The sequence below is a fragment of the Variovorax gracilis genome (assembly GCF_030317115.1).
GTDB classification, from domain to species: domain Bacteria; phylum Pseudomonadota; class Gammaproteobacteria; order Burkholderiales; family Burkholderiaceae_C; genus Variovorax; species Variovorax gracilis.
Map to the genome: position 1 here is coordinate 76337 of NZ_JASZYF010000021.1, position 26625 is coordinate 102961.

At 64.2% G+C, this 26625-nt stretch carries 23 protein-coding genes and 2 tRNA genes; 6 read left to right on the forward strand and 19 right to left on the reverse strand.

Annotation, left to right across the window (positions count from 1 at the left end):
* Positions 1-584 precede the first annotated feature (584 nt).
* From QTH97_RS27275 to QTH97_RS27300, 6 genes are all read left to right on the forward strand, one after another.
* Positions 585-1556, forward strand: coding sequence for a replication-relaxation family protein (locus QTH97_RS27275; protein ID WP_286571660.1), 972 nt, complete (start codon positions 585-587; stop codon positions 1554-1556).
* A gap of 56 nt (positions 1557-1612) precedes the next feature.
* On the forward strand, positions 1613-1936 hold the full coding sequence (locus QTH97_RS27280) for a single stranded DNA-binding domain-containing protein (protein ID WP_286571661.1): 324 nt from the start codon (positions 1613-1615) through the stop codon (positions 1934-1936).
* Positions 1937-2284: 348 nt separating this feature from the next.
* On the forward strand, positions 2285-2488 hold the full coding sequence (locus QTH97_RS27285; protein WP_286571662.1) for a helix-turn-helix transcriptional regulator: 204 nt from the start codon (positions 2285-2287) through the stop codon (positions 2486-2488).
* Positions 2489-2526: 38 nt separating this feature from the next.
* Positions 2527-3480 carry a helicase RepA family protein gene (locus QTH97_RS27290; RefSeq protein ID WP_286571681.1) on the forward strand — a complete coding sequence of 318 codons (954 nt, stop codon included), beginning with the start codon at positions 2527-2529 and terminating at the stop codon, positions 3478-3480.
* Complete coding sequence (repC, locus tag QTH97_RS27295; RefSeq protein WP_286571663.1) at positions 3477-4508, forward strand: replication protein C, IncQ-type; 1032 nt, start codon at positions 3477-3479, stop codon at positions 4506-4508. Before QTH97_RS27290 ends, repC begins: the two co-directional genes overlap by 4 nt.
* A gap of 263 nt (positions 4509-4771) precedes the next feature.
* A complete protein-coding gene (locus QTH97_RS27300) occupies positions 4772-5296 on the forward strand; it encodes a helix-turn-helix transcriptional regulator (RefSeq protein WP_286571664.1) in 525 nt (174 codons plus the stop codon).
* A 20-nt stretch (positions 5297-5316) separates the two neighbouring features.
* Here the strand turns inward: QTH97_RS27300 and QTH97_RS27305 are convergent, their stop codons facing one another.
* The 19 genes from QTH97_RS27305 to QTH97_RS27395 all read right to left on the reverse strand — a co-directional run.
* A complete protein-coding gene (locus tag QTH97_RS27305) occupies positions 5317-6120 on the reverse strand; it encodes a DUF3800 domain-containing protein (RefSeq protein ID WP_286571665.1) in 804 nt (267 codons plus the stop codon).
* Between the two features lie 272 nt (positions 6121-6392).
* Positions 6393-7898 carry a tyrosine-type recombinase/integrase gene (locus QTH97_RS27310; protein WP_286571666.1) on the reverse strand — a complete coding sequence of 502 codons (1506 nt, stop codon included), beginning with the start codon at positions 7896-7898 and terminating at the stop codon, positions 6393-6395.
* The gene (locus tag QTH97_RS27315) at positions 7891-8016 is read right to left on the reverse strand and encodes a hypothetical protein (RefSeq protein ID WP_286571667.1); all 126 of its coding nucleotides are present in this window, start codon (positions 8014-8016) and stop codon (positions 7891-7893) included. Before QTH97_RS27315 ends, QTH97_RS27310 begins: the two co-directional genes overlap by 8 nt.
* 307 nt (positions 8017-8323) lie before the next feature.
* Positions 8324-8399 (reverse strand) — tRNA-Phe (locus tag QTH97_RS27320).
* A gap of 18 nt (positions 8400-8417) precedes the next feature.
* Positions 8418-9113 carry a response regulator gene (locus QTH97_RS27325; protein ID WP_286571668.1) on the reverse strand — a complete coding sequence of 232 codons (696 nt, stop codon included), beginning with the start codon at positions 9111-9113 and terminating at the stop codon, positions 8418-8420.
* A 57-nt stretch (positions 9114-9170) separates the two neighbouring features.
* A complete protein-coding gene (locus tag QTH97_RS27330; protein WP_286571669.1) occupies positions 9171-11501 on the reverse strand; it encodes a sensor histidine kinase in 2331 nt (776 codons plus the stop codon).
* Complete coding sequence (locus QTH97_RS27335) at positions 11498-12040, reverse strand: DUF4390 domain-containing protein (RefSeq protein WP_286571670.1); 543 nt, start codon at positions 12038-12040, stop codon at positions 11498-11500. Before QTH97_RS27335 ends, QTH97_RS27330 begins: the two co-directional genes overlap by 4 nt.
* A 67-nt stretch (positions 12041-12107) precedes the next feature.
* Positions 12108-13487 (reverse strand): 16S rRNA (cytosine(967)-C(5))-methyltransferase RsmB, encoded by a 1380-nt coding sequence (gene rsmB / locus QTH97_RS27340; protein ID WP_444813477.1) that lies wholly within the window; start codon positions 13485-13487, stop codon positions 12108-12110.
* A 33-nt stretch (positions 13488-13520) separates the two neighbouring features.
* A complete protein-coding gene (locus tag QTH97_RS27345) occupies positions 13521-14105 on the reverse strand; it encodes a lema family protein (RefSeq protein ID WP_353655657.1) in 585 nt (194 codons plus the stop codon).
* 94 nt (positions 14106-14199) lie between these two features.
* Complete coding sequence (gene rpoC, locus QTH97_RS27350; protein ID WP_286571673.1) at positions 14200-18435, reverse strand: DNA-directed RNA polymerase subunit beta'; 4236 nt, start codon at positions 18433-18435, stop codon at positions 14200-14202.
* A 20-nt stretch (positions 18436-18455) separates the two neighbouring features.
* Positions 18456-22580 carry a DNA-directed RNA polymerase subunit beta gene (gene rpoB / locus QTH97_RS27355; protein ID WP_286571674.1) on the reverse strand — a complete coding sequence of 1375 codons (4125 nt, stop codon included), beginning with the start codon at positions 22578-22580 and terminating at the stop codon, positions 18456-18458.
* Between the two features lie 252 nt (positions 22581-22832).
* Positions 22833-23207, reverse strand: a complete 375-nt coding sequence (gene rplL / locus QTH97_RS27360; RefSeq protein WP_286571675.1) for a 50S ribosomal protein L7/L12 — start codon at positions 23205-23207, stop codon at positions 22833-22835.
* A gap of 43 nt (positions 23208-23250) precedes the next feature.
* Positions 23251-23781, reverse strand: a complete 531-nt coding sequence (gene rplJ / locus QTH97_RS27365) for a 50S ribosomal protein L10 (RefSeq protein WP_286571676.1) — start codon at positions 23779-23781, stop codon at positions 23251-23253.
* Between the two features lie 283 nt (positions 23782-24064).
* A complete protein-coding gene (gene rplA / locus QTH97_RS27370; protein WP_286571677.1) occupies positions 24065-24766 on the reverse strand; it encodes a 50S ribosomal protein L1 in 702 nt (233 codons plus the stop codon).
* Complete coding sequence (gene rplK, locus QTH97_RS27375) at positions 24767-25198, reverse strand: 50S ribosomal protein L11 (protein WP_028252759.1); 432 nt, start codon at positions 25196-25198, stop codon at positions 24767-24769.
* Between the two features lie 134 nt (positions 25199-25332).
* Positions 25333-25929 (reverse strand): transcription termination/antitermination protein NusG, encoded by a 597-nt coding sequence (gene nusG, locus QTH97_RS27380; RefSeq protein ID WP_286571678.1) that lies wholly within the window; start codon positions 25927-25929, stop codon positions 25333-25335.
* A complete protein-coding gene (gene secE / locus QTH97_RS27385) occupies positions 25929-26312 on the reverse strand; it encodes a preprotein translocase subunit SecE (RefSeq protein ID WP_286571679.1) in 384 nt (127 codons plus the stop codon). Before secE ends, nusG begins: the two co-directional genes overlap by 1 nt.
* Before the next feature lie 102 nt (positions 26313-26414).
* A tRNA-Trp gene (locus tag QTH97_RS27390) sits at positions 26415-26490 on the reverse strand.
* 14 nt (positions 26491-26504) lie between these two features.
* Positions 26505-26625: EF-Tu C-terminal domain-related protein (locus QTH97_RS27395; protein WP_506555389.1), on the reverse strand; the 121-nt coding region annotated here is incomplete at its 5' end.

Consider the following 26625-nt stretch of genomic DNA (forward strand, 5'->3'; position numbering starts at 1 on the left):
TCGGCGGCGGGTTTCGCACCGGCGCAGCCGGGAGATGACACAGCCGGCCTTGAGGGACGTCGCGACGAAAACGTCGGAGACAAGCGCCCCCGGCGCGAGAGGCTGCACGAGGGGAAAGCACAGTTGACCCCCGCCCTCGAGCAACCGTGCTGCGAACCCTAGTAGGACATGAAGGACGGTCGACGCTGCCTGGTGGGCGCTGTTATGCGAGGCGGTGCCGCAACGGTTCGCTACACGGAGAACACGCCACACAGGCTCGCTGAGCAAGCGATGAAGTGCGGCCGCGAAAACTCCAACCCATAGGGACCGTCATGCTCACTACCACGCCACAACAGGCTCAACCAACAGGCTCCGAGTCCTCCTCGGGCGCACCCAAGAACATCACCCGCGCCATAGATGGTCGAGACGGTCGACCACGGGGTGCAGACTCCTCCGCACCGGTGTCCGCTGCCTCAGCCACCGAGGTGTCCCCGGCGCCGCCACGGACCAGAGCTAGTTCGACGTCAACGCGCCCTGGTGTCGACCGAGGGCTAACCACGGTGGTGTCGCCGCTGCGGCTGCGAGATGCCACTGTGCTCCGAGCATTGTCCGCGCTCAATCGATTCCGCGTCATCCGGACGTTCGACCTCGCCGCGCTCTGCGGGCCCGAACGGCCGTTCAAGGCAGCGCTAACAGCAGCACAGAAGGCCATGAGGGGCTTGAAGAAGGCCGGGCTTGTGCATTGGTACCGCACCGACCGGCAGCAGCATGTGTACGGATTGACGAAGAAAGGGGCGGATTTGTTGCAAGAGCACGGAGTCGAGGCATCGTCGTCGGTTCGACGGGTGAGCGATATGACGAATCCCGAGCACATGCTCTGGGCGAGTTTCATCACTGTGTGTTGCGAGGTCCGCGGGCTCACCGCCCTGACGGAGGCCGAGTTTCTGCGGGAGCTCAATCGAGGCAAAGGCAAGGACGACAAGCTCGCCCAAGGTTTGCTCAACGTGAGCGTGTTCGTCGGAAAGTCGGAGGAGAAGCGCCTGCTGCGCCCCGACGTCGTCGCCTATGAACAGGACGGTGCAAGCTGGTTTGAGATTGACCGCAGCAAGAGGGGCGCGGCGCGCGAGGCCTCCTTGAGCGCCTTGTTCGCAACGGTGGGCGCGACGATGCTCGACGGAAAGCCGCTGCGACGCGTGGTCGTCCTGGCGAAGACGGACCGCATCCTGGGACGGGCCCTGGCCCTTGCGCGCGGAAAGCTGGAAACAAGGGGGAACGCGCTCACAAACCAGAGCAGTCGTGTTCTTCGAGAGCTTGGCGACGGGCTGTTCGAAGTGGTCGGCCTCGCGAAGGCCAAAGCTGCCGATGGACGCTCTTCGTTGCGGGAATGCGTGCTGGGCCACGTCGTAGTGCAGATGTTGCCAATCTGGCTTCCGAAGGTTCGCATTGCCGCGGGCGAAGAATTCTCGACCGAGGGTTGGTTCGCTGAGAACTACCTGCCCTACCGCCGGCCAGCCTCGCTCGGCCCCTGGCGCAAGCCCCTCTCCCCGTTCCTGACCAGCGCGCCTGACCCTGATTGATTTACGTCGCTATAGGAGGCGATGGGCGCTCCATCAGCAAATCATAGGAAACAAGCATGCAAGCATTCGGTAACTGCGCTACGAAACCGGAAAAAAAAGAGACCCGAGCATCTGGCAGGGGATACTGGGAGTTTCGGATGTGCGAGAGCCAACGCGGTGTCGACAACGACCCAACGTGGTACACGGTGCGCATCATGAAGGACGTCGACCCGGGTCTGGCGAAGGGCGATTTCGTCAAAGTCACGGGCAAGCTCAAAGTCGACCACTACCTCTCGCGCGAGGGCAAACCGACAGGGACGTGCCTCATCATCGCTTTCGAGGCGTCGAAACTCGCCAAGCCTGCCCCGCAAGCGGCCGCCGCGCAGGACGCCGCGGCTTAGGAAACCCCCTTCTCGTTCATTCAACAATCGGCCACCCTCGGTGGCCGATTGCCTTTGTGCCGGCGATGACCGGGGGGGTGAACCGCGGGGAAGAGCAACGACGCTACTCACCCATGGGCCAAGGCCTGCGCCGAACGCTCCCGGCGTCAGAAACTCCGCAGTGGCAAGGCGGTCGCCATTGCCGGAACTAAAAAAACGCGTTCTTTGAAGCCTCGCAGCCATTCGTGTGCGCGGCATAAATCGCTCGCTATACCAAGAGCTGAGAGCGAAGCAGCTTTCAGCGGCACCACGCGGCCCCAGGGGGCTTCAGGTGTCCTGTTTATGAAAGCCCTCTCAATGACACCCCTCTTGACTCTCGATGACATCGCCCATGTGCTCGGCCGCAGTGCCGGCACCATCAAACGTGACCTTCGCCGCAATCCGGATGCGGTTCCGCCGCGCCTTCAACTGCCAGGAACGAAGCTGCTGCGCTGGCGCCAGCAGGACGTCCAAACCTGGCTCGACTCGTTTCCCGTCAGCGCGAACCGGTGTGATGTGGGAGCCGCAAAATGAGCGCGACATCCAAACGCTTCAGCATCTTCGAGCGTCCGATGGACATTCACAAGGTCCTGACAACGCCGCCCCCAGTCCTCGACCAAGTGCTCCCAGGGCTGCTCGCCGGAACTTTCGGCGTCTGCGCCGCCGCCGGCGGGAGCGGCAAGACAACGCTGCTGCTGCAGATGTGCTTTGCGTTGGCGACCGGAACACCATTGTGCGATGGCCTTTTCGAGGACATCGACGCCGTTCGTAGAGCGCCAGCAAAAGTGGTCATGGTATGCGCAGAGGAATCCGCAAGCATCATTTGGCACCGCCTACATGCCATCGCCGCGCATCTCTTGAAGGACGACCCGAGCATGACCGTGGACGACCGCGCCGAGTTCCTTCGACATCTGCAGGCGAACCTAGTGGTGTTTCCGCTGCAAGGCGTGAGCAACCTAGCGCTACTGGATGAAGACTTCGCGCCCACGGACAGCTTCAGCGACTTGGCTGACGTATGCAAGTCGGCACGGCTTGTGGTGCTCGACCCATTGCGTCAATTCCACAGAGGCGACGAAAACAAGAGCGATGCCATGAATGCTGTGGCCCAGTTGCTTCAGCAGCTCGCGACTCGCTCCGGGGCGGCCGTCATCGCTGCTCACCATACGAACCGTGCCTCCACCAACGAAGGCAACGCAGACCAGGCCGGCGCCGCGCGAGGCTCCACGGCCTTGAGCGACGCTGCTCGCTGGCAGGCCAACCTCTGGAGGCCAACACCCGCCATCCTGAAGCAGTACGACATCGCAGCGGATGACGTATCGCGCTACGTGTGCCTGAACATCGCCAAAGCCAACTACATGGCGCCCCGGCCGCTGAGCCTCCTCCAGCGTGTCGAAGGCGGGGTGCTCGCGGTCGTCCCACCGCGGCTCAAAAAGGGCGTCCCTACACGCCGCAGAGGGGCTCCCCAACGAGGCGCAGCGAATGCGTCGATGTTCGCCGACAACGCGGCTGTCGGAGGCAAACGATGAGCCCCGAATTCAACCGCATCGTCAGGCAAGACCCGACCGTCGGCCTCACCACGCTCTTCCGTCCCTTGCCGAAGGGGCCGAGACCAAAGCTCGATGTGTCGTACACACCAAAAGACAAGAGCCTTGTCCTCCAGTTCAGGGGCCCAGACGCACTGGGTATTGAGGAGCAAACGCTACTGCTGGTCCTGCAGGAACTCGCCCAGCGATATCAGACCCTGTTGACCTCGGCGAGCCAGCATCCCGCCGAAGTGCAATTGCGACAAGCGCTTTTCCGCGGCACGGTAGGGAAGGTACCCGATACGCTTCATTTCGCCACGACCTGGTCCGAGTTGCTATCGCTGTCCGAAATCAAGCATGGGGGTACGACGCAGAAGGTCCTCGCAGGGCAACTTCGGCGCCTGTGCGAGTGCGTCGTCTGGGAGCATTACCCGAGCACAAAAACGGTCTTCCAATCCTTCCTTCTGGCGATGGTCCGCGGCGACGACAAACGGCTCCATGTCGCGCTCAACATCCGCCTCGCCGAGGCGATTTGCGAAGCCCACTACATGCCGGTTTCTCTCACGGAGCGACTGCAACTTCAGAGCCCCGGCGCCCGCGCTTTGCATGCGTTCTTCTCCGTATGGATGCGGCCCGGCGAGGCCCGCCGGGCCTACCTCGGCACGTTGGTCGAACGCCTCTGGCCACTTGCCGATTTCGGTGCCACTCCTACACCTGCGCCCATCCCAAAGAGCACGGTCAGACGTCGCCTCTCCGATGTCCGAAAGTTTCTGGACGAGATAGACAGCCTCGAAGAATGGACTGTCACACTGGACCGCGCCAGAGCACTCGCAGAAATCAAGCGCCTCGCGTCGGGGGCGAGGTCTCCAGCCGCGGCCCCCCCCGCTCGCGATATGACGGGTGCTCGCGATATGACGGGTCATATCACGAGCGTCAGTCCGTCATTTCGCGAACGCCCTATCGTCAAGAAAGCCAGCAACGACGCGGGTTTTCTGACGGTCGACGCATCTGCTCTATTTCTTACTACTTAGGGAGATACTGCACCCGCCCTGCAGACGGGGTGCGGTATCACCTTCCACACGGCGGAGCTCCACAGCACCGCCTTTTTAGTTGATGCGGCGCCTGGCCCGGGAACTGGACAGCTGCAACGGCGTGACAGGGCTTTGGCCTACCCAAGACTTTGTCCATGCGCCATCGGCGCATAGTGGCCACGGGAAGCGTTTCAAGTTCCTGCTAGCTTGAACTCCAAGGCCGCACCGTCATGGCCCGGCCTGCGCCATTCCTGGTGTCTTGCATGAAGCGGACGGCCACCTGCAAAGAGCGCGCTCTCGCCCACCGTTCTGCACAGAGAGCCTCGACGGCGAACCGTGAGGCAACGCACACGTCCTCTTTGCAGGAGACGCGGTCCTTTGAGCAGCTTCACCTCGACTATGCCGACGCGCGATTCGATGCGATTCAGTGCAAACGTTTAAACATTGAGTTCTACAAGTTGTTGAGCTCCTCCAGTGCACTCCGTGTTTGGCGGGCTCGCCTCCTCAACTTTAAAACTATGACCACCATGGAATCCAACGCCCCCCGCTCCCAGCCCGTCGAAGGTACGACGCCTGTCACTCGCGCCTTGCTCGATAAGAAGGCGCTCGCCGCCAGACTCGGTGTGTCCACCCGCACCGTGGACAACCTTGTTGCTGCTCGCGAGCTCCCAAGGGGCGTGCGCCTGGGCCGCTTCCTTTATTGGACAGAGCAGGCCGTCTCCGCATGGCAGGACCACCTGTTCGCCAAGCAACGCGCTTGGGCTCCCAAGGGCGCAGCACGGCATTGAGGCCCCGGCGACCAGGCCTTTCAGCGCAGCAGCAGGGCCAGGTCGTAAGTGCCCGGCGAGGGGCCCTCATGCGTTGCGTTGCCGCACGGCCCCAGCCGGGCTTTAAGCCGCTTGCGATAACGCTTGGCGATGGCCCGGTCGTTCACATGAAGGTGTGGATGACCCCTGAGTTGCGTTGCGTGGCGCGCGGAGGCCGCTGCGAATATCAGCGACGAGGCCATCCAGTCGGCGACCTGGAGCCCGGCGTGGCTTTGGCTGTGGCCGAAGACCGGGACGTCGAGCAAGCGCGGCAGCGCATCCGACGCACCAAACTTCGCGTCCCGAATCGGGCGCGACATCAGTTCGTTCAGGCTGGGCTCCCGGAAGTCGGCAATCATCAGCCCCTGAGCGTTTTGCTCGCCGAGCCATGCATCAAAACCGCATGCCAGTCGGAGCATCGACGAGGCATAGGTCGCCCTGCCGTCGAACGCTTGTCCGGCGGGCTTGGGCGTGACCTGCGCACACACGCGCGCATCGAAGCGCCGCAGAACTTCGAACGTGCCGTCCAGGAGCCGGTGCGCCGGCGTCTCGGCCGTTCCCGCCTGTCGAAGCTGCGCGCGCAGCGCGCACCCCTTTATCTCGAAGCTCAGGCTCGCGGGCCCACACCCGGGCGTCAGCGCACTCAGGTAGCCCTGCTTCAATCGCACCACTTCGTGCGTGAACGCGCCGACGTCTTCGCTTCGAAGTGCGAGCGCGGCGATGACAAGAAAAGGTTGAACTTCGGAATTGGCGGCCGGAAGTTTTCCGGGGCAGCCGGCTTCGTCGATGTAGCAGGTGATGGCCATAAGTGCGCGGTCGTGGATTGAACCAACCCCGCCGGTTGTCGACGGGGCGCTGGGCGACCTTGGGGCACAACCCTGGTCGCGGCCAGCCGCGAACAACGGACTCGGCAGCCACGGAACAGAACGAACACGCAGCCGTAACTCGGGAAAGAGCTACCGAGGCGGAATCTAGCGTCGACAACGGGTCCCTGTCAAATCGCAACGCTCCTGACCACGACAAGCCGCGTCTGGCGCACGCGGCTTGTCGGCGTCCGCGCGGATTTCTGGCAACCCTCTCAGGCGGCCTTCCGAAAAGGCAGGACGGTGCCTTGGCGCGGCGTCGGAACCGGCTGCCTGCCGGCTCCCGAGTTCGGCCTGCTCACGCCAGAGGCCGCGGCGCGTGCATCGCTTGACTCGGGCGGCGTGTGAGCGGCCGTGACGGCCGCCGCACCTGCGACGGCGGCCCGTGCCATGAGCGCGTCGAGTTGCTCCTGGGTCAGTGTCACCGTCACCCCTGCTCCTGCTCCTGCCCCCGCCGCTGCGTCGGCTGGCGGTGAGTTCACTGGCGCGGCCACAGGAGGCTCTCCCGCTGAACCGCCCGTCGGCTCCTCGGGGCTGTGCATGACCGCCACCACGTCACTGGCCTTAACGTTGACGTAGCGTTCCACCATTTTCAGAGTCTTGTGCCCTGTGAGCGCCTGGACCAGAAAGACGTTCCCCGTCTTCAACGCCAGGCGGGTCGCGGCCGTATGTCTCAGGTCCTGCAGGCGCAGGCCGTCAACGCCGGCGCGCTCGCAGGCGCGCCTGAACGCCGCCCGTAGTGCCTCGTAAGAGATATCAAGCACCCGGTCCGTAGGCTCGTACGGACCGAGCGCTTGGAGTTCTTCCAGCGCGCGGAGCGCCGCGGGCGACAACGGCACATCGCGGCGACTGTTCTTGGAGTCCGGCAACCTGATGACCTTCTCGACCCAGTCGACATCGCACCACCGCGCCTCGTCCACGGGTTCGGAAGCCCGCATCGCGGTTTCCCGAAGCAGGGTCCATCCGGGCCCGACGCGTGCATTGCGGCATTCCTCAATTGCCTCATCGAGTCGCACCTGTTCCGGCTCGGAAAGCACGCGCGTGCGGCCGTTGTCGATGGCGGGCATCGTCAACTCGAGGGCCGGGTTGTCCGCCAAGGACACCCAGTTCCAAGTCCGCCTTGCATAGTTAAAGAGCCTCCGCAGCAGCGCGCGCTCCAGCCCGATGGTGGCAGGGGCGACGCCTTCGTCGTTCATGGCGTCGACGAACGTCTGCAGGTCGTTGCGCCGGACCTCCTGCATGCGCTTGGTGGCGAGCGAAGCGCGGTGGGCATCACTGTTGGCGGTCTTTCCCAGTAGTTTTGCGCGATGACGGTGGAGCCCATTCGGAATCTTGCGTTGGGCAGTCTCTTCCTTGAGCTTGACGAGAAACCGCACCTTGGGGGTCTCGGGGTTCGAGACGGGCTGGATGACCAGAATCTGCAGCCCGGCCGCACGCAGGTACTTGTTGATGCGCCGCGCCTCCTGAGGCGCGCCCTTCATGAACTTCAGGCGGGTCATCCCGTAGTCTTGCAGCGCGTGCGCGAGCGTTGTATGGCGCGGCCCTTTCCCGTGGGGCTGTCCTTTTTCGACGAGCTCCTCGAGCCTGTCCTTGGCCTCCTTGCTGGCGTCTTCCTTCAGACGGAAGCCACTGACGTAGACGTCATACCCATCGCGGCGCAGCCGGGCGGAATAGAGTTTCTTTTTGCCTTCCTGGTAGGCGCTGGACTTTGGCTTAGCCATGCGTCGCCTCCTGGAACGAGGTGATGCGCACGCCATGGGTGGCCGCCGGCGATGCCGCGCGATAGGAGCCATCGGGCAATGCGGCCCGGGCTGACGACGACAGAGACAAAACTTTCAAAACAACTCCTTGAGTGGAGCTGAGTGAAGTCAGCGGCTTTTAGTCAACGAGCGTCCGGAGCTCTTTAGGTCCGGTACCGGACCTCCGAGCTCGAGACGCGTTACGGCCGTTACTCGCGACGCTTCGCATTCGCGCGCAAATCGACCGCATCGCTGCCCTGTTCGATGGCCTTTGCCGCGCAGTCTTTGGCAGTCGTTTCACTGGCGATTGCCAGAAAAATTGACAGAAAAACAAAAAAGCGGCCTCTTTTGGGAGGCCGCTTTCTGTGTGCCCCTTGCTAACCTGTTGATTTGCAAGGGACTATGACTGGTGGCCTGGGGCGGAATCGAACCACCGACACGCGGATTTTCAATCCGCTGCTCTACCAACTGAGCTACCGGGCCTTGGTGTGCAGCCTGCGATTATACAGCGCTTCTGCGCCCTCTTGAAAGATCGACGCCGAGTTGCTTCAGTTTTCGATAAAGGTGCGTGCGTTCGAGGCCGGTCTTCTCGGCCACGCGCGTCATGGAGCCGTTCTCCATCGCGAGGTGGAACTCGAAGTAGGCCTTCTCGAAACCGTCGCGCGCATCGCGCAGCGGCCGGTCCAGGTCAAAGCTCTGCGTGGACTGCGGCCCCAGGTCCGCAGCGGGCAATGTCGGCACGGCAGGCACCAGCGCGCTGTCGCCCACCGTCGTGACCACGGCGGCAAAGCTGCTCGCGGGCGGCACCACGCTGGCCGCGGCGCGGCGTGCGCTCTCGCGTGCGAGCCCCTGTTCGACGGCCTTCAGCAGCTTCTGCAGGGTGATGGGCTTTTCGAGGAACGCGAATGCGCCGATGCGCGTGGCATCCACCGCGGTATCGATCGTGGCGTGGCCGCTCATCATGACGACCGGCATGCTCAAAAGACCGGCTGCAGACCACTCCTTGAGCAGCGTCACGCCGTCGGTGTCAGGCATCCAGATGTCGAGGAGAACCAGGTCAGGACGGGCACGCTGTCGAGCGGCGCGCGCTTCGGCTGCGTTCTCGGCGAGTTCCACGTTGTGGCCTTCGTCATTGAGAATTTCGAAGAGCAGGTCTCGAATGCCCAGCTCGTCGTCGACCACGAGGATGTTTGCCATTTGTGCTTAGTTATGCGCCGTATGTCTTATAGAGTGAGAGGTTCGCTTGCCGGTCCGTCAGGTGATGGACGACTTCGAATCTTCGGTGTAAGCGACCGCTCCCTGCGGCTCAGCTGCAAGCGCGAATGATAACGAGACTTGTGCCCCAGCCACAGCCCCATCGACGATGCGGTTGGAAAGCTCGATCCGCGCACCGTGTTCGTCTGCAATTTTCTTGACGACCGCCAGGCCCAGGCCGGTGCCTTTGGACTTCGTCGTGACGTAGGGCTCGAAGGCGCGCTTGAGGATGTTCTCGGCAAAGCCGGTGCCGCTGTCCTGCACGGTGAGGCGCACGCGCTGGCCCGAGTCGGAAAGCCGCGTGCGGATGACGACCTCGCCCGGCTGCCCGGTGCGATGCGCGGTGACCTCCGCCGCGTCCTGGGCGTTTTGCAACAGGTTGTGAATGACCTGGCGGATCTGCTGGGCATCTGCGCGGATCGGCCGGCAGCGCTCATCCAGCTCGAAGCGCAGCGCGACGCCCGGGTGGTGGTCGGGCGGATAGAGGTGCAGGACATCGGCCACGAGCGCGTTCAGGTCCACCGGCTTCAAGTCGGCCGCGGGCAGGCGCGCATAGTCGCGGAACTCGTTCACCAGCCGCTTCATGGCATCGACCTGGTCGACGATGGTCTTCACCGATTTGGTGAGGATCGCCTGCTCGGTCGACGCTACCTTGCCCGAGAGCTTCATCTCGAGGCGCTCAGCCGACAACTGGATCGGCGTCAGCGGATTCTTGATCTCATGGGCCAGCCGGCGCGCCACTTCGCCCCAGGCCTGCGCGCGCTGGGCCGACACGATTTCCGAGATGTCGTCGAACACGAGGAGCCTTGCCGAGTCCGGCAGCTCGGCTCCGCGCGCCACGATGTTGATGGCGTCCTGGCCCATGGCATCGCCTTCGGCGTGCAGTTCGAAGGCATGCTGCCAATGGTCGAGGCCATGCTGCATGCGCTCGACCTCGAAGTCGTCGAACTGCTGCTGCACGTTCTGCGCGAATTCGCCCAGCCCGGGCACCTCGGCCAGCGGTTGGCCCTCGAAGGCGGCCAGCGGCGCGCGCAGCACGCGGGTCGCACCCGGATTGGTCGAGTGGATGATGCCCCGGGTGTCGAGCACGATCACGCCCGAGGTCAGGTTGTCGAGGATGGTCTGCAGGTTGGAGCGGGCGGCGTCGAGTTCGCCCATGGTCTTTTCGACGGCGCCGCGCGCGTCCGCCAGCTGCTGGGTCATGACGGCAAAGGAGCGTGTGAGGCCGCCGAGCTCATCCTTGCCTTGCAGCACGGCCGTGGGCCGCAGGTCGCCGCCCGCCACCTGGCGCACGCCATCGGCCAGCACCAGGAGCGGCCGCGCCAGCTGGTTGCCGAAGAGCACGGCGAGCAGCACGGCGCCGAACACCGCGAGGAACAGCGTCAGCGTGAGCGTGCCGATGTACATGCGGCGCAACCCTTCGCGGGCGAGTGCCCGTTCCTGGTATTCGCGGTTGGCCTCCTGCACGGCGAGCGCGTTCGCCACCACCGCGGGAGGCAGCGGCTGTGTGACCTGGAGGAAGCGCGGCTCGGTGTTGAATTCGAAGCCCTGCCGCTGCACCAGTGCAAGCGCCCTGACGTTGGCCGGCGGCGGCGCGGCAGCGCCCGGGGCGGGCGTTTCGTCCAGCCCTTCGATATGGGCGACCGCGCGATCGGCCCGCACCTGCCGCAGTTGCTGTGGCGAAGGTCGCTCCGGGTTGAGCTGGAAGCGCGACAGGCCCGCGCCGGCCACGAGCTGGCCGCTGCCGGTCCAGAGCACCACATCGGTCGCGCCGAGCTGGTCGCGGATGCGTTCGAGCACGAGGCCGGCGCCGGCGTCGGAAACATTGGCCAGTTGGCCGCTGGCGGCCTTGGTCTTGTTCATCAGGTCTTCCGACAACGAGTCCAGCGTGGCGCGCCCGAGGTTGAGGCCGGCGTCGAGCGCGCCCTCGACCTTGACGTCGAACCAGCTTTCGATCGACCGGGCGACGAACTGATAGGACACGACGTACACCAGCATGCCGGGCACCACGCCGACCAGCGCAAAGATCGCGGCCAGCTTGATCAGCAGGCGACTGCCGAACTTGCCCTGCCGCAAACGCCGCAGGAGCCTGAACGCCACCCAACCGATGACAAGCACCAGCACCACCGCCACGACGACGTTGATGCCGAAGAGGCGCGCGTAATTCCTTTCATAGAAGGCGCGGTTGTTGGTGGCCTGCGCCAGCAGGAACATGAGCACGAGGCCGATGGCCGTGACCAGCGCTGCGCCGGCGCCCAGGGCCCAGCGGCGGGCGCGGGAGCGCCGCACCGCCTGCGGCGGCCTGCTGCCACCGCGCGAATCGGTGCTCACTTCGCCTTCTCCAGCGGCAGGCGGGCACTCTTCTCGATGGAAATGTTCCAGTCCGACTGGCCGAAGGCACTGATCTGAAAGGGGCGCGGAAGCTGGGAGGTATCGAGCCTGAAGCGGAAGGTCACGGGATGCGGGCCCTCGTCACCGATCTCGGCGGCGTCGCCGAGCCGCATCCGCCCGACCCGGCGCACGCCGTCAAGGGCGTCGGCCAGGGTGTCGAAGTTCTGGTTCAGCGATACGCCGAAACCTGCATTGGTGATGGGCACGGGAGACACGTTGAGCCGCCATCGGCGACTGAGGGGCTGGTAGGCGAGGCGGATGTGCCGCGTCGCCTGTGCAACTTTGAGGTCGGTCCAGTACCAGCGTTCCCGGTAGAGCTCGGCCTCGGCCACGAAATAGATCGCAATGCCCTTTTCGAGCACCTCCTCGATGGAGGGCGGCAACTCGAACTGGACCTGGGCGGTGAGATAGACCCCGTCGTCCGCCTGTTCGAGCCGCATCTGGGTCACCGCCGCTCCGTGCGGGTCGGCGGCCGCCAATCCGGGCAGGCACGCCAGGACGGCAAGAAGCAACAGCAGCACGGCCAGCCAGGCCGGGCCGGATGGGTCAGCGTGAGAGCTTCTCGAGCAGTGCGTAGAAGAAACCGTCGTGATCACCCAACGGATTGTCCGGGACACCACGGGTATTCACCCCGCTTTGGGGTAGCAAATGGCCCGGCGAGGGCAGCAATCGGGCATCGGTGTTGTGTGCAAGGAACGCATCAATCTGGTGCGAACCTTCCTCCCGAAACACCGAACAGGTGCAATAGAGCAGCCGCCCGCCCGGTCGGACCAGCGGCCAGAGCGCCGCAAGCAGCATCGCCTGCTGGAGCGCAAGCTGTTCGATGTCGCTTTCCCGGCGCAGCCATCGCACGTCGGGGTGCCGGCGGACGATGCCCGAAGCGGTGCACGGGGCGTCGAGCAGGATGGCGTCGTATGGCAGGCCATCCCACCACTGCGGCGGCCGCGAGGCATCGGCTACGACCACCTTGGCGTTCATCGCGAGCCGCGCCAGGGTTTCGTCGATGCGCCGGCTGCGGGCGGCATCGACCTCCAGCGCCGTGACCTCGATGGCCCCCGGGGCCGCGAATTCGAGCAGGTGGGCCGTCTTGCCGCCCGGCGCCGCACAAGCGTCGAGCACCCGCATCGGCGATGGTCCTTGCGCCTGGAGGCCATCGAGGAGCAAGGGGGCAGCGAGTTGCGCCGCGGCGTCCTGCACCGAGAACTCGCCGTCGAGGAAACCCGGCAGTTGATGGACCGGCCGGCCTCGCGCCAGTTGCAGCCCGTTGGTGCCGACCGGCACGGCCTGCAGGTTGTTCGCCTCCAGGGCACGCCGGAACGACGCCACGTCGGTCTTCCGCGCGTTCACCCGCAGGGTCATCGGCGCCTGCATGTTGTCGGCCGCCAGGACGCGCTGCCATTCGCGCGGGTGGTCGCGCTTGAGCCGCTCGATCCACCAGCGCGGGTGATTCCATTGCGCGACAGGCTCGCGCTCGGTGGTGGCGACGAGTTCGTCGCGCTCGCGCAGGAAGCGCCGCAGGCAGGCATTGATGAAGCTCGCCTGGGCGCGGGTGCCCGGATTGCGCTTGGCGGCTTCGACGGCCTGGTCGACCAGCGTGAAAGGTTCGTAGGGCGAGCGCCCGGCATCCCAGGCCAGCGCAAGGGCGGTGCAGAGCAGCGCGTCGGCGGCAGGCGGGGGCGTGCGCTTGGCGAGCTGGCGGCGCAGCGCTTCGGCGCGGCCGAGCCAGCGCAGCACCTGGAAACCGAGCGCCTGCACGCCGGGGCGCAGGGCCGGGTCGACGGCCTCGAAGGCGACAGAACCCGACACGCCGCTGCGGATCGAGGCGAGCGCCGAGGCGGTGAGCTGCAATTGGCGCCACAGGGGCGGCGAACCGGGCGAGGCGGAGGTGGAGTCTGAAGAATCTGGCAACTTGGGTCGAATGGTAATGGCGGGGACGCGGAGACCGCGCGCACGCCGGAGTCAGCGCAGCGGGGCCGCCGGTCGGAGCTGCATGATCCACGCCACCAGCACGGCCGGGAACTGCGTGATCGCAGCGTTGTACTGGGCGACGGCAAGGTTGAACTGGCCGCGGGCGATTTCCGCAGCAGCCGAAGGCTCGGGCCAGGCCATGGGTGCGTCGCCTTCGAACGGCTCGTCCGTGCCGTCGAGTGGAGCGGGACGCGACAGCGTTCCGTCGGCCTCGAAGCTGACCACCGCACCGGGATGCATGCGCTGCCAGGCGGCAACAAGGATGTGCATGGCCGTGCCGAGTCCGGCCATGCCGGCCGGGTCGAGCGGCCGCAGGCGCGTCGTGGCCAGAAGGGTCGCCAACTGGCTGGCCGCGGCGTCGAGCGAGGCGGCCGCCGGAAGCGCCTGCTCGCCCGGCGTCTGGGGCTCTTCGGCAATGCGGGCCTGAACGAAATCGAGCTGCCGCACCAAGGTGGCATCGAGCGCCGCATAGGATTGCAAGGCGGTTGAGCGCAGGCGCATGAGCCGGTTGTAAGCACCCACAAACCAGAAGAGCGCAAGGGCGCCGGCGATCCAGTAGGGCAAGGATTCGGGCATACCGCTCACTCTTGTTGCAGGAAGAAAAAAGCCCCCGATCCGCAAGCGGAAGGGGGGCGCTGGAGACCGGTCATTTGCCGGTGATGCTAACCAGTTATTCGGTAGCAGCGCCTTCGCTGGCGTCGACCGTGGTCGCGTCGTCGATTGCGGCGCCGGAACCGGACAGCTCGGCAGCTTCCGCTTCGGCGATCGCGCGGCGCTCGGCTTCGTCCATGGCGTCCTTGACCTTGCGAGCCTGGTGGTAGGCCATGCCGGTGCCTGCGGGGATCAGGCGGCCGACGATGACGTTTTCCTTCAGGCCGCGAAGCTCGTCGCGCTTGCCCATGATCGCGGCTTCGGTCAGCACGCGCGTCGTTTCCTGGAACGATGCGGCGCTGATGAAGCTGTCGGTCGACAGCGATGCCTTCGTGATACCCAGCAGCAGGTTGGTGAACGTCGCGGGGATCTTGCCTTCGGCGCGCAGGGCGTCGTTGGTGTTGAGCATCTCGCTGCGTTCGACCTGTTCACCGGCGATGTAGTTGGTATCGCCGACGTTCTCGACCACGACACGGCGCAGCATCTGGCGAACGATCACCTCGATGTGCTTGTCGTTGATCTTCACGCCTTGCAAGCGGTACACGTCCTGCACTTCGTCCACGATGTAGCGCGCCAGTTCTTCCGAACCCAGCAGGCGCAGGATGTCCTGCGGGTCCGCCGGACCGTCGACCACGCTTTCGCCCTTGTTCACCACCTGGCCTTCGTGCACCAGGATGTTCTTTTCCTTCGGAACGAGGTCTTCCCAGACCTTGCCTTCCGGGTCGGTGATCTGCAGGCGGATCTTGCCCTTGGTCTCCTTGCCGAACGACACGGTACCGGTCATCTCGGCCAGCATGCCCTTGTCCTTCGGCGAACGCGCCTCGAACAGTTCGGCCACGCGCGGCAGACCGCCGGTGATGTCGCGGGTCTTCTGGCCTTCGACCGGAATACGCGCCAGCACTTCGCCGGGGCCCACGTCCTGGCCGTCACGCACCTGGACCAGCGCGCCGATCGGGAAGCCGATGGTCACCGAGTGGTCGGTGCCGGGGATCTTCACCTCGGCGCCGGAGGCGTCGATCAGCTTCACTTGCGGACGCACGACCTTGGCAGCGCCGCGGCGCTTCGGGTCGATCACGACCAGGGTCGACAGGCCGGTGACTTCGTCCACCTGCTTGGCAACCGTGAGGCCTTCCTCGACGTTCTCGAACTTGGTCTGACCGGCGAATTCCGTGATGATCGGGCGCGTCAGCGGATCCCAGTTGGCCAGCACGTGGCCCGCCTTGATCTGCTGGTCGGCCTTGACCGTCAGCGTGGCGCCGTACGGCACCTTGTGGCGTTCGCGCTCGCGGCCGTGTTCATCATGGATGATGATCTCGCCCGAACGTGCGATCACGACCAGCTCGTTCTTGCTGTTGGTCACGTAGCGCATCGTGGCGTTGAAGCCGATCACGCCGTTGGACTTGGCTTCGACGCTCGAGGCGACTGCCGCGCGCGATGCCGCACCACCGATGTGGAAGGTACGCATCGTGAGCTGCGTGCCGGGTTCGCCGATCGACTGTGCCGCGATCACGCCGACCGCTTCGCCGTTGTTGACCAGGCCGCCGCGGCCGAGGTCGCGGCCATAGCACTTGGCGCAGATGCCGAAACGGGTCGCGCAGGTCAGCGCCGTGCGGACCTTGACTTCGTCGACGCCTTCGGCTTCGAGTGCCTCGATCACGTCCTCGTCGAGCATGTCGCCCGCCTTCGCCAGCACCGCACGCGTTTCCGGATGCAGGATGTCCTCGGCCGCGGTACGGCCCAGGATGCGCTCGCGCAGCGATTCGATCACTTCACCGCCTTCGACGATTGCGCGCATCGACGCGCCGTCGTGGGTGCCGCAATCCTGCTCGATCACGACCAGGTCCTGCGTCACGTCGACCAGTCGACGCGTCAGGTAGCCGGAGTTCGCGGTCTTCAGCGCCGTGTCGGCAAGACCCTTTCGGGCACCGTGGGTGGAGATGAAGTACTCCAGCACGTTCAGGCCTTCGCGGAAGTTCGCGGTGATCGGCGTCTCGATGATCGAGCCGTCGGGCTTGGCCATCAGGCCCCGCATGCCGGCGACCTGGCGGATCTGCGCGGCGGAACCGCGAGCGCCGGAGTCGGCCATCATGTAGATGGAGTTGAAGGACTCCTGCTCGACTTCCTTGCCGTGGCGATCGGTGGCCTTCTCCTTGGAGAGCTTTGCCATCATGACCTTCGACACTTCGTCGCCGGCCTTGCCCCAGATGTCGACCACCTTGTTGTAGCGCTCGCCGGAGGTGACCAGACCCGAGACGTACTGCTGCTCGATCTCCTTCACTTCCTTGGCGGAACGCTCGATGATGCCGTGCTTCTCGGCCGGCACCAGCATGTCGTCGATCGCGATCGAGATACCGGCCTTGGTCGCCAGGCGGAAGCCGTTCTGAAGCAGCTTGTCGGCGAACACGACGGTCTCTTTCAGGCCGCACTTGCGGAACGAGACGTTGATGAGCTTGGAGATTTCCTTCTTCTTCAGCGCCTTGTTGATGTTCGCGAACGGCAGGCCCTTCGGCAGGATCTCCGACAGCAGCGCGCGGCCCACGGTCGTGTCCACCAGCGAGATCGACGGCGTGAACTCGCCCGTCTCCTTGTCCTTGGTGTACTCGGTGATGCGCACGGCGATCTTGGCGGTGAGTTCGACCACGTTGGCGTCGAGCGCGCGCTGGACTTCACCGATGTCGGAGAAGACCAGGCCCTCGCCCTTGGCGTTGATGCGGTCGCGGGTCGTGTAGTACAGACCCAGCACCACGTCCTGCGAAGGAACGATCGACGGTTCGCCGGAAGCCGGGAACAGCACGTTGTTGGAGGCCAGCATCAGCGTGCGGGCTTCCATCTGCGCTTCCACCGACAACGGCACGTGGACGGCCATCTGGTCGCCGTCGAAGTCGGCGTTGAAGGCCGCGCAAACCAGCGGGTGCAGCTGGATCGCCTTGCCTTCGATCAGGATGGGCTCGAAGGCCTGGATGCCCAGGCGGTGCAGCGTCGGTGCGCGGTTCAGCATCACCGGGTGTTCCTTGATGACTTCTTCAAGGATGTCCCACACCACCGGCGTACCGGATTCGACTTCCTTCTTCGCCGCCTTGATGGTGGTCGCGATGCCCATGGCTTCGAGGCGCGAGAAGATGAAGGGCTTGAACAGCTCGAGCGCCATCAGCTTCGGCAGGCCGCACTGGTGCAGCTTGAGCGTCGGGCCCACCACGATGACCGAACGGCCCGAGTAGTCGACGCGCTTGCCCAGCAGGTTCTGGCGGAAACGACCGCTCTTGCCCTTGATCATGTCGGCCAGCGACTTGAGCGCACGCTTGTTGGCGCCCGTCATGGCCTTGCCGCGACGGCCGTTGTCCAGCAGCGAATCGACCGCTTCCTGGAGCATGCGCTTCTCGTTGCGCGCGATGATTTCCGGCGCCTTCAGTTCGAGCAGGCGACGCAGGCGGCTGTTGCGGTTGATGACGCGGCGATACAGGTCGTTCAGGTCGGAGGTCGCGAAGCGGCCGCCGTCCAGCGGCACCAGCGGACGCAGGTCCGGCGGCAGCACGGGCAGCACTTCGAGCACCATCCAGTTGGGCTTGATGCCCGACTTGCGGAAGGCTTCCAGCACCTTCAGGCGCTTGGAGTTCTTCTTGACCTTGACTTCGGAGCCGGTCAGGTCGCCGCGCAGCTTCTCGATCTCGCTGTCGAGCTCGATGCCTTCCAGCAGGTCCTTGATGCCTTCTGCGCCCATCTTGGCGATGAACTCGTCGCCGTATTCCTTGCGCTTCGCGTCGTAGTCGTCCTCGGACATGATGCCGAACTTCTTCAGCGGGGTCATGCCGGGATCGGTGATCACGTAGGCTTCGAAGTACAGCACGCGCTCGATGTCGCGCAGCGTCATGTCGAGCACAAGGCCCAGGCGCGACGGCAGCGACTTCAGGAACCAGATGTGGGCGCAGGGCGCGGCCAGGTCGATGTGACCCATGCGTTCGCGGCGCACCTTGGTCTGCGTGACTTCAACGCCGCACTTCTCGCAGATCACGCCGCGGTGCTTCAGGCGCTTGTACTTGCCGCACAGGCACTCGTAGTCCTTGATCGGGCCGAAGATCTTGGCGCAGAACAGGCCATCACGCTCGGGCTTGAAAGTCCGGTAGTTGATGGTCTCGGGCTTCTTCACCTCGCCGAAAGACCACGAACGGATCTTCTCGGGCGAAGCCATGCCGATGCGGATGGCATCGAAATGCTCATCGGGGGTGAATTGCTTGAACAGGTCGAGTAATGACTTCATGTGACTCTTTCCTTGTCTGCTTATGAGCGTTCGAGTTCGATGTCCAGGCCAAGGGAGCGGATTTCCTTGACCAGCACATTGAACGATTCCGGCATGCCGGCTTCGATGGAGTGTTCGCCCTTGACGATGCTTTCGTACACCTTGGTACGGCCTTGCACGTCGTCGGACTTCACGGTCAGCATTTCCTGCAGGACGTAGGAAGCGCCGTAGGCTTCGAGCGCCCACACTTCCATTTCCCCGAAACGCTGGCCACCGAACTGCGCCTTGCCGCCCAGCGGTTGCTGCGTGACGAGCGAATACGGGCCGGTCGAACGCGCGTGCATCTTGTCGTCCACCAAGTGGTGCAGCTTCAAGAAGTGCATGTAGCCGACAGTGACCGGGCGCTCGAACTGGTCGCCTGTGCGGCCGTCGTACAGGTACGCCTGCGTGCGGGTTGCGGTCAGTCCCTTGAGCTTGGCGATCTCGTCCGGGTAGGCGAGCTTCAGCATGCCGCGGATTTCGTCTTCCGAGGCGCCGTCGAACACCGGGGTCGCGAAAGGCACGCCTTGCGACAGGTTCTGTGCCATTTCGAGCACGTCGGTGTCGCTCAGCTTGCCGAGGTCTTCCTTGCGGCCCGAGCCGTTGTAGAGCTCATCCAGGAACTTGCGCAGCTCGGCCACCTTGGCCTCCGCCTGCAGCATGTCGCCGATACGCTGGCCCACGCCCTTGCCGGCCCAGCCCAGATGCACTTCGAGCACCTGTCCGACGTTCATCCGCGAAGGCACGCCCAGCGGGTTCAGGCAGATGTCGCACGGCGTGCCGTCGGCCATGTGCGGCATGTCTTCGACCGGAACGATCTTCGACACCACACCCTTGTTGCCGTGGCGGCCGGCCATCTTGTCGCCGGGTTGCAGGCGGCGCTTGACGGCCAGGTAGACCTTGACCATCTTGAGCACGCCCGCGGGCAGCTCGTCGCCTTGCGTGAGCTTCTTGCGCTTTTCCTCGAAGGCGAGGTCGAAGCTGTGGCGCGTCTGCTCGAGCGAGTTCTTGATCGACTCGAGCTGTGCCGCGACTTCGTCCTCCGCCGGGCGGATGTCGAACCAGTGGAACTTCTCGATCGACGAGAGGTACGCCTTGTCGAGCTTGGTGCCCTTGGCCAGCTTGTTCGGGCCGCCGTTGGCGACCTTGCCGGTCAGCAGCTTCTCGATCCGGTCGAACGCGTCCGCTTCGACGATGCGAAGCTGGTCGTTCAGGTCGAGGCGGAAGCGCTTGAGCTCGTCGTCGATGATCTGCTGGGCGCGCTTGTCGCGCGTGATGCCTTCGCGGGTGAACACCTGCACGTCGATCACCGTGCCTTGCGAGCCCTGGTCCACGCGCAGCGAGGTGTCCTTCACGTCCGAAGCCTTCTCGCCGAAGATCGCGCGCAGCAGCTTTTCTTCAGGCGTCAGCGTGGTTTCGCCCTTGGGCGTGACCTTGCCGACCAGCGTATCGCCCGGCTGCACCTCGGCGCCGACGTAGATGATCCCGGATTCGTCCAGGCGGTTGAGCTGCTGCTCGGCCAGGTTCGGGATGTCGCGCGTGATTTCCTCGGCGCCCAGCTTGGTGTCGCGAGCCATCACGACCAGTTCCTCGATGTGGATCGAGGTGTAGCGGTCTTCGGCAACCACGCGCTCGCTGATCAGGATCGAGTCTTCGAAGTTGTAGCCGTTCCAGGGCATGAACGCGATCAGCATGTTCTGGCCGAGCGCGAGCTCGCCCAGGTCGGTCGATGCGCCGTCGGCGACCACGTCGCCCTTGGCGATCTTGTCGCCGCGCTTGACGATCGGACGCTGATGAATGTTCGTGTTCTGGTTCGAACGCTGATACTTGATCAGGTTGTAGATGTCCACGCCCACTTCACCGGCCGCCGCTTCGGCGTCGTTCACGCGCACGACGATGCGGGTCGCGTCGACGTAGTCGACGATACCGCCGCGGGTCGCGGTCACGACGGTGCCCGAGTCGACCGCGGAGACGCGCTCGATACCGGTACCGACGAACGGCTTTTCGGGACGCAGCACAGGCACCGCCTGACGCTGCATGTTGGCGCCCATCAACGCGCGGTTCGCATCGTCGTGCTCCAGGAAGGGCACGAGCGAGGCAGCCACCGACACGATCTGCGCGGGCGACACGTCCATGTACTGCACGCGTTCGGCGCCGACCAGGATCGATTCGCCGGTTTCGCGGGCCGAGACCAGGTCGCCGGTCAGCTTGCCGTCCTTGTCGAGCGCGGCGTTGGCCTGCGCGATGACGTACTTGCCTTCCTCGATGGCCGAGAGGTAGTCGATGTCCATCGTGACCTTGCCGTCCACCACGCGACGGTACGGCGTCTCGATGAAGCCGTATTCGTTCAGGCGGGCGTACAGGGCCAGCGAGTTGATCAGGCCGATGTTCGGGCCTTCAGGCGTTTCGATCGGGCACACGCGACCGTAGTGGGTGACGTGCACGTCGCGCACTTCGAAGCCAGCGCGCTCGCGGGTCAGACCGCCCGGGCCGAGGGCCGAGACGCGACGCTTGTGCGTGATCTCGGACAGCGGGTTGGTCTGGTCCATGAACTGCGACAGCTGCGACGCACCGAAGAATTCCTTCAGCGCGGCCGAGATCGGCTTGCTGTTGATCAGGTCGTGCGGCATCAGCGGTTCTTGTTCCGCTTGACCCAGACGTTCCTTGACGGCCTTCTCGATACGGGCGAGGCCGGTGCGGTACTGGTTCTCGGCCAGTTCGCCGACGCAACGCACGCGGCGATTGCCCAGGTGGTCGATGTCGTCGACTTCGCCGCGGCCATTGCGCAGGTCCACGAGGATCTTGACCACGGCCAGGATGTCCTCGTTGGTCAGCACCATCGGGCCGGTCGACTCGTCGCGGCCGACCTTGGCGTTGAACTTCATGCGGCCGACGCGCGACAGGTCGTAGGTGTCGGGGTTGTAGAAGAGGCGCTGGAACAGGGCCTGCACCGCGTCTTCCGTCGGCGGCTCGCCGGGGCGCATCATGCGGTAGATGGCCACGCGCGCGGCGAATTCGTCCACCGTTTCGTCGATGCGCAGCGTCTGCGAGATGTAGGCGCCCTGGTCGAGTTCGTTGGTGTAGATCGCTTGCACGTCCTGCACGCCGGCGGTGCGCAGCTTCTTCAGCAGCGCTTCCGTCAGTTCGTCGTTGGCCTTGGCCAGGATCTCGCCGGAGTCGGGGTCGACGATGTTGCGGGCGATGACGCGGCCGACCAGGAAGTCTTCCGGCACGCTGATGTGCGTGGTGCCCGATTGCTCGAGTTCACGCGTGTGGCGGGCGGTGACGCGCTTGTCCTTGGCGACCACGACCTTGCCGGACTTGTCGGTGATGTCGAAGCGTGCGACTTCACCGCGCAGGCGCTCGGAGACGAACTCCATCTGCGCGCCGCTGTCCATCAGGCGGAAGTTGTCGTTCACGAAGAAGTTCGCGAGGATCGATTCCGGATTCAGGCCGATGGCCTTCAGCAGGATCGTGACCGGCATCTTGCGGCGACGGTCGACGCGGAAGTACAGCATGTCCTTCGGGTCGAACTCGAAGTCGAGCCACGAGCCACGGTAGGGAATCACGCGGGCCGAGAACAGCAACTTGCCCGAGCTGTGCGTCTTGCCCTTGTCGTGCTCGAAAAACACGCCCGGCGAACGATGCAGCTGCGACACGATGACGCGCTCGGTGCCGTTGATGATGAACGAGCCCTTGTCCGTCATGAGCGGAACTTCGCCCATGTAGACCTCTTGCTCCTTCACTTCCTTGACCACCTTCGACTGCGACGTCGACGACTCGCGGTCATAGATGATCAGCTGGACCTTGGCGCGAACGGCCGAGGCGAAGGTCAGGCCGCGGGTCTGGCACTCGCGGACGTCGAAAGCCGGCTTCGCCAGGTTGTATTCGAGAAACTTCATCTCGACGAAACCGTTGTGCGAGACGATCGGGAACGCCGCGTCGAACGCAGCCTGCAGGCCTTCCACGGTGCGTTTCTGGGGCGGGATGCCGGCTTGCAGGAACGCGGTATACGCGTCTTTCTGCATTTGCAGGAGGTAGGGAATTTCGACGACGCTGTCGCGATTGCCGAAATTCTTTCGGATGCGCTTGCGTTCGGTATAACTGTACGTGGACGTTTGGGCCATGAGAGCTCCGGAGCTTGAGATCTTCAGCGACGTGGTGAGGTGCCTGAGCACCACTCTCCTTGGCGGCTGGCCACTACCAGCCCTGGCGGACGGCGATGCGTTGCACATCGCCCGAACCAAGGGGGTCTTCTGCAGTCGGGGTCAGAAGACACTCAAAAACCGTCTTGGACCAAGCCGGTTTTTGGGTGCGCTCTGAAAGCGGCAAAGGCTGGAGGGCCTTTCGGCACACTCCAGCCCTCCAGGGAGACTGAATTACTTCAGTTCCACCTTGGCGCCAGCGTCTTCCAGCTTCTTCTTGGCTGCTTCGGCGTCTGCCTTCGGCAGGCCTTCCTTGACAGCCTTGGGAGCGGCTTCCACCAGGTCCTTGGCTTCCTTGAGGCCCAGGCCGGTGATTTCGCGCACGGCCTTGATCGCCGACACCTTGTTCGCGCCTGCGTCGAGCAGAACGACGTTGAACTCGGTCTTTTCTTCGACGACAGCGGCAGCGGCGCCACCACCGGCGGCCGGGGCCGACATGGCTGCGGCGCTCACGCCGAACTTCTCTTCGATGGCTTTCACCAGGTCGTTGAGTTCCAGGACCGTCATGCTGTCGAGCGCGGTCAGAAATGCGTCTTTATCGAATGCCATTTTGATTTCCTAACAATTGGGTTGAATATTTCAAACGCAAGGCTCAAGCAGCTTGCGCTTCGGCCGGAGCTTCGGCCGGTGCATCGCCACCACCACGCTTCTCGGCGAGCGCGGCCAGAACACGGGCCGTGCGCGAGATCGGGGATTGCATCAAGCCCAGCAGTTGTGCCAACAACACTTCCTTCGAGGGGATGCTGGCCAATTGCTTCACGCCGTCGACGTCCAGGGCCTTGCCACCGAATGCGCCGCCGCGAATCACCAACTTGTCGTTGGTCTTCGCGAAATCGGCCACCACCTTCGCGGCAGCCACAGCGTCTTCGGAGAAGCCATAGATCAGCGGACCGGTCATCTGGTCGCCAACAATCTCAAACGGGCTACCTGCGACAGCACGGCGGGCCAGCGTGTTCTTCAACACGCTGAGGCTCACACCCTTGCTGCGCGCATCGTTGCGCAGTTTGGTCATATCGGCCACCGTGATGCCACGGTATTCCGCCATCACGAGCGTTTGAGCTTTTGCGGCGAGGCTGGTCACATCACTGATGACCGCTTCTTTCTCACTGCGATTCAGACTCAAGGTCTACTCCTTTTAATGCGCTCTCCGGCCTGGGCCTCGGAACGCGCTTCATGCAGCGACCAACTGTTTCGGAAACGAATTCCTTTGCAGCGGGATCGCCATCTGCGCTGGTTGTCCCACGAGAGGGTGGAACGATTAAGTGCAGACTTCACTGCACGCCAGCGGTCTTGGATGGCCCGGGGCGCCGAATGAACGACGCTCCGACCCACCACTTCGCCCCGTCGCCTTTCGGCATCGAGGCAAATTCATCAGGGTCCCGCCGCGGCGAGACCCCTCATGCACATCAGCCTTGCGTGGCGATGGTTTGCGTGTCCACGCGGACACCCAGACCCATCGTCGACGACACAGCCACCTTGCGCAGGTACACACCCTTGCTGGTAGCCGGCTTGGCCTTGACCAGCGCATCGATCAGCGCGGCGAGGTTGCCCTGCAGCTTGTCGGTGTCGAACGAACGACGGCCGATCGTGCCGTGCACGATGCCTGCCTTGTCGACGCGGAACTGCACCTGGCCAGCCTTCGCGTTCTTGACGGCGGTCGCGACATCAGGCGTCACGGTGCCGACCTTCGGGTTGGGCATCAAGCCGCGCGGGCCGAGGATCTGGCCGAGCGTACCGACGACGCGCATCGCATCCGGTGCGGCGATCACGACGTCGAAGGGCATGTCGCCAGCCTTCACCATCGCTGCCAGATCGTCCATGCCGACGATGTCGGCGCCAGCGGCCTTGGCTTCCTCAGCCTTGGCGCCCTGTGCGAACACGGCCACGCGCTTGGTCTTGCCGGTGCCATTGGGCAGCACGACGGCGCCACGAACGACCTGGTCGGACTTCTTCGCATCGATGCCGAGCTGGACAGCCACGTCGATCGACTCGTCGAACTTCGCGGTGGCGGCTTCCTTGATGATGCCGATGGCGTCAGCGAGCGGGTACAGCTTGTTGCTGTCGACCTTGCCCACGAGGGCTTTTTGCTTCTTGGTGATCTTGGCCATTTACACGCCCTCCACATTCACGCCCATCGAACGGGCAGAGCCGGCGATGGTGCGAACCGCGGCGTCCAGGTCGGCAGCCGTCAGGTCCTTCATCTTGGTCTTGGCGATCTCTTCGAGCTGTGCGCGCGTGATCTTGCCGACCTTGTCGGTGTGCGGACGGGCAGAACCCTTCTCGAGCTTGATTGCCTTCTTGATCAAGGTGATCGCCGGCGGCGTCTTGATGATGAAGGTGAAGCTCTTGTCGGCGAACGCGGTGATGACCACCGGCAGCGGCAGGCCCGGCTCGACGCCTTGGGTCTGCGCGTTGAACGCCTTGCAGAATTCCATGATGTTCAAACCGCGCTGGCCCAGTGCGGGACCGATGGGCGGTGACGGGTTGGCCTTACCAGCTGGCACTTGCAGCTTGATGAAGCCGACGATTTTTTTCGCCATGCTTTGCTCCTTGCGGGTGATATCGCCTTGGCACTGGGCCGTGGCTCCCCGGGGTTAAACGACTCTTCGATCAGGGCCGCGCGCCGAGTCGGACAACGCGCAGCCGGAATGGTTCCGGTCTTTCGACCAGGGGCTCAGGTCTTCTCGACCTGGCTGAATTCGAGTTCGACAGGCGTGGCGCGGCCGAAAATCATGACCGACACGCGCACCTTGCTCTTCTCGTAGTTGACTTCCTCGACGGTGCCGTTGAAGTCGGTGAACGGACCTTCCTTGACGCGCACGAATTCGCCGACGACGAACTCCACCTTGTGGCGGGGCTTCTCGGTGCCCTGCTGCATCTGGCTGACGATGTCCTCGACTTCCTTCTGGGAGATCGGGGCCGGACGGTTCTTCGCACCGCCCACAAAGCCAGTCACCTTGTTGGTGTGCTTCACCAGGTGCCAGCTCTCGTCGTCCATGATCATCTCGACCAGGACGTAGCCGGGGAAGAAGCGGCGCTCGGTGGTGCGCTTCTGGCCGTTCTTGATCTCGACCACTTCTTCGGTCGGGACCAGGATGCGGCCGAACTTGTCCTGCATGCCGGCGCGGGCAATGCGCTCGGTGATGTTGCGCTCCACGGCCTTCTCCATGCCGGAGTACGCGTGCACCACGTACCAGCGCAGGTCGGGATGGGCGGGCGCGGCCAGCACGGACGTGCTTTCCGGCGTGGCTTCGACAGCGTCGTCAGTCATTATTTTCTCCAGCCCAGAATGAGGTCGAAAAACACCCATTCGAGCGTCTTGTCGGTGAGCCAAAGGAAGATCGACATGATGGCCACGAAGGCAAACACATAGGCCGTCATCTGGATCGCTTCCTTGCGCGTCGGCCAGACAACCTTCTTGACCTCGCGCCACGAGTCGCGGCCGAAGGCCCACAACTGGCGACCACTCTCCGAACTCGCGAATGCGCCCACGGCGGCAGCGAGACCGACGAGCAAGGCAATCCACTGCACGATCGCGCCCTGGCGCGCAAGCAGATAGAACGCCACGATGGCGCCGACCGCCAGCACGACGGCCGCAGCCAGCTTGGCCTTGTCCGCACTCGTGCTCACGGTTTCGATTTGAGAAGTGGCCATCTTTGGCTTTGTTCCTGCGGCCTTGCAGCCTTCAATTCATTACGTCGCTTGAGACGCCGAAGCCCGTCAGGACATGACGGGCTTGTTTCGGGGCCACCTAGGTGGCAGGGGCAGTAGGAATCGAACCTACAACCTTCGGTTTTGGAGACCGACGCTCTGCCAATTGAGCTATACCCCTTCGCGATCCTTAAATCAGACGTCGAGGATCTTGGCCACGACGCCCGAACCGACGGTACGGCCGCCTTCACGGATGGCGAAGCGCAGGCCTTCTTCCATCGCGATCGGGTTGATCAGCTTCACCGTGATCGACACG

Excerpts from the sequence above, each read along its gene's own strand:
- rpoC (WP_286571673.1), bottom strand. The coding sequence starts at position 18,435 with ATGAAGTCATTACTCGACCTGTTCAAGCAATTCACCCCCGATGAGCAT.
- rplL (WP_286571675.1), bottom strand. The coding sequence starts at position 23,207 with ATGGCATTCGATAAAGACGCATTTCTGACCGCGCTCGACAGCATGACG.
- rplA (WP_286571677.1), bottom strand. The coding sequence starts at position 24,766 with ATGGCCAAGATCACCAAGAAGCAAAAAGCCCTCGTGGGCAAGGTCGAC.
- QTH97_RS27300 (WP_286571664.1), top strand. The coding sequence starts at position 4,772 with ATGAAGCGGACGGCCACCTGCAAAGAGCGCGCTCTCGCCCACCGTTCT.
- repC (WP_286571663.1), top strand. The coding sequence starts at position 3,477 with ATGAGCCCCGAATTCAACCGCATCGTCAGGCAAGACCCGACCGTCGGC.
- nusG (WP_286571678.1), bottom strand. The coding sequence starts at position 25,929 with ATGACTGACGACGCTGTCGAAGCCACGCCGGAAAGCACGTCCGTGCTG.
- rpoB (WP_286571674.1), bottom strand. The coding sequence starts at position 22,580 with ATGGCCCAAACGTCCACGTACAGTTATACCGAACGCAAGCGCATCCGA.
- QTH97_RS27305 (WP_286571665.1), bottom strand. The coding sequence starts at position 6,120 with ATGGCCATCACCTGCTACATCGACGAAGCCGGCTGCCCCGGAAAACTT.
- secE (WP_286571679.1), bottom strand. The coding sequence starts at position 26,312 with ATGGCCACTTCTCAAATCGAAACCGTGAGCACGAGTGCGGACAAGGCC.
- QTH97_RS27310 (WP_286571666.1), bottom strand. The coding sequence starts at position 7,898 with ATGGCTAAGCCAAAGTCCAGCGCCTACCAGGAAGGCAAAAAGAAACTC.
- QTH97_RS27290 (WP_286571681.1), top strand. The coding sequence starts at position 2,527 with ATGGACATTCACAAGGTCCTGACAACGCCGCCCCCAGTCCTCGACCAA.
- QTH97_RS27325 (WP_286571668.1), bottom strand. The coding sequence starts at position 9,113 with ATGGCAAACATCCTCGTGGTCGACGACGAGCTGGGCATTCGAGACCTG.
- QTH97_RS27280 (WP_286571661.1), top strand. The coding sequence starts at position 1,613 with ATGCAAGCATTCGGTAACTGCGCTACGAAACCGGAAAAAAAAGAGACC.
- QTH97_RS27345 (WP_353655657.1), bottom strand. The coding sequence starts at position 14,105 with ATGCCCGAATCCTTGCCCTACTGGATCGCCGGCGCCCTTGCGCTCTTC.
- rplK (WP_028252759.1), bottom strand. The coding sequence starts at position 25,198 with ATGGCGAAAAAAATCGTCGGCTTCATCAAGCTGCAAGTGCCAGCTGGT.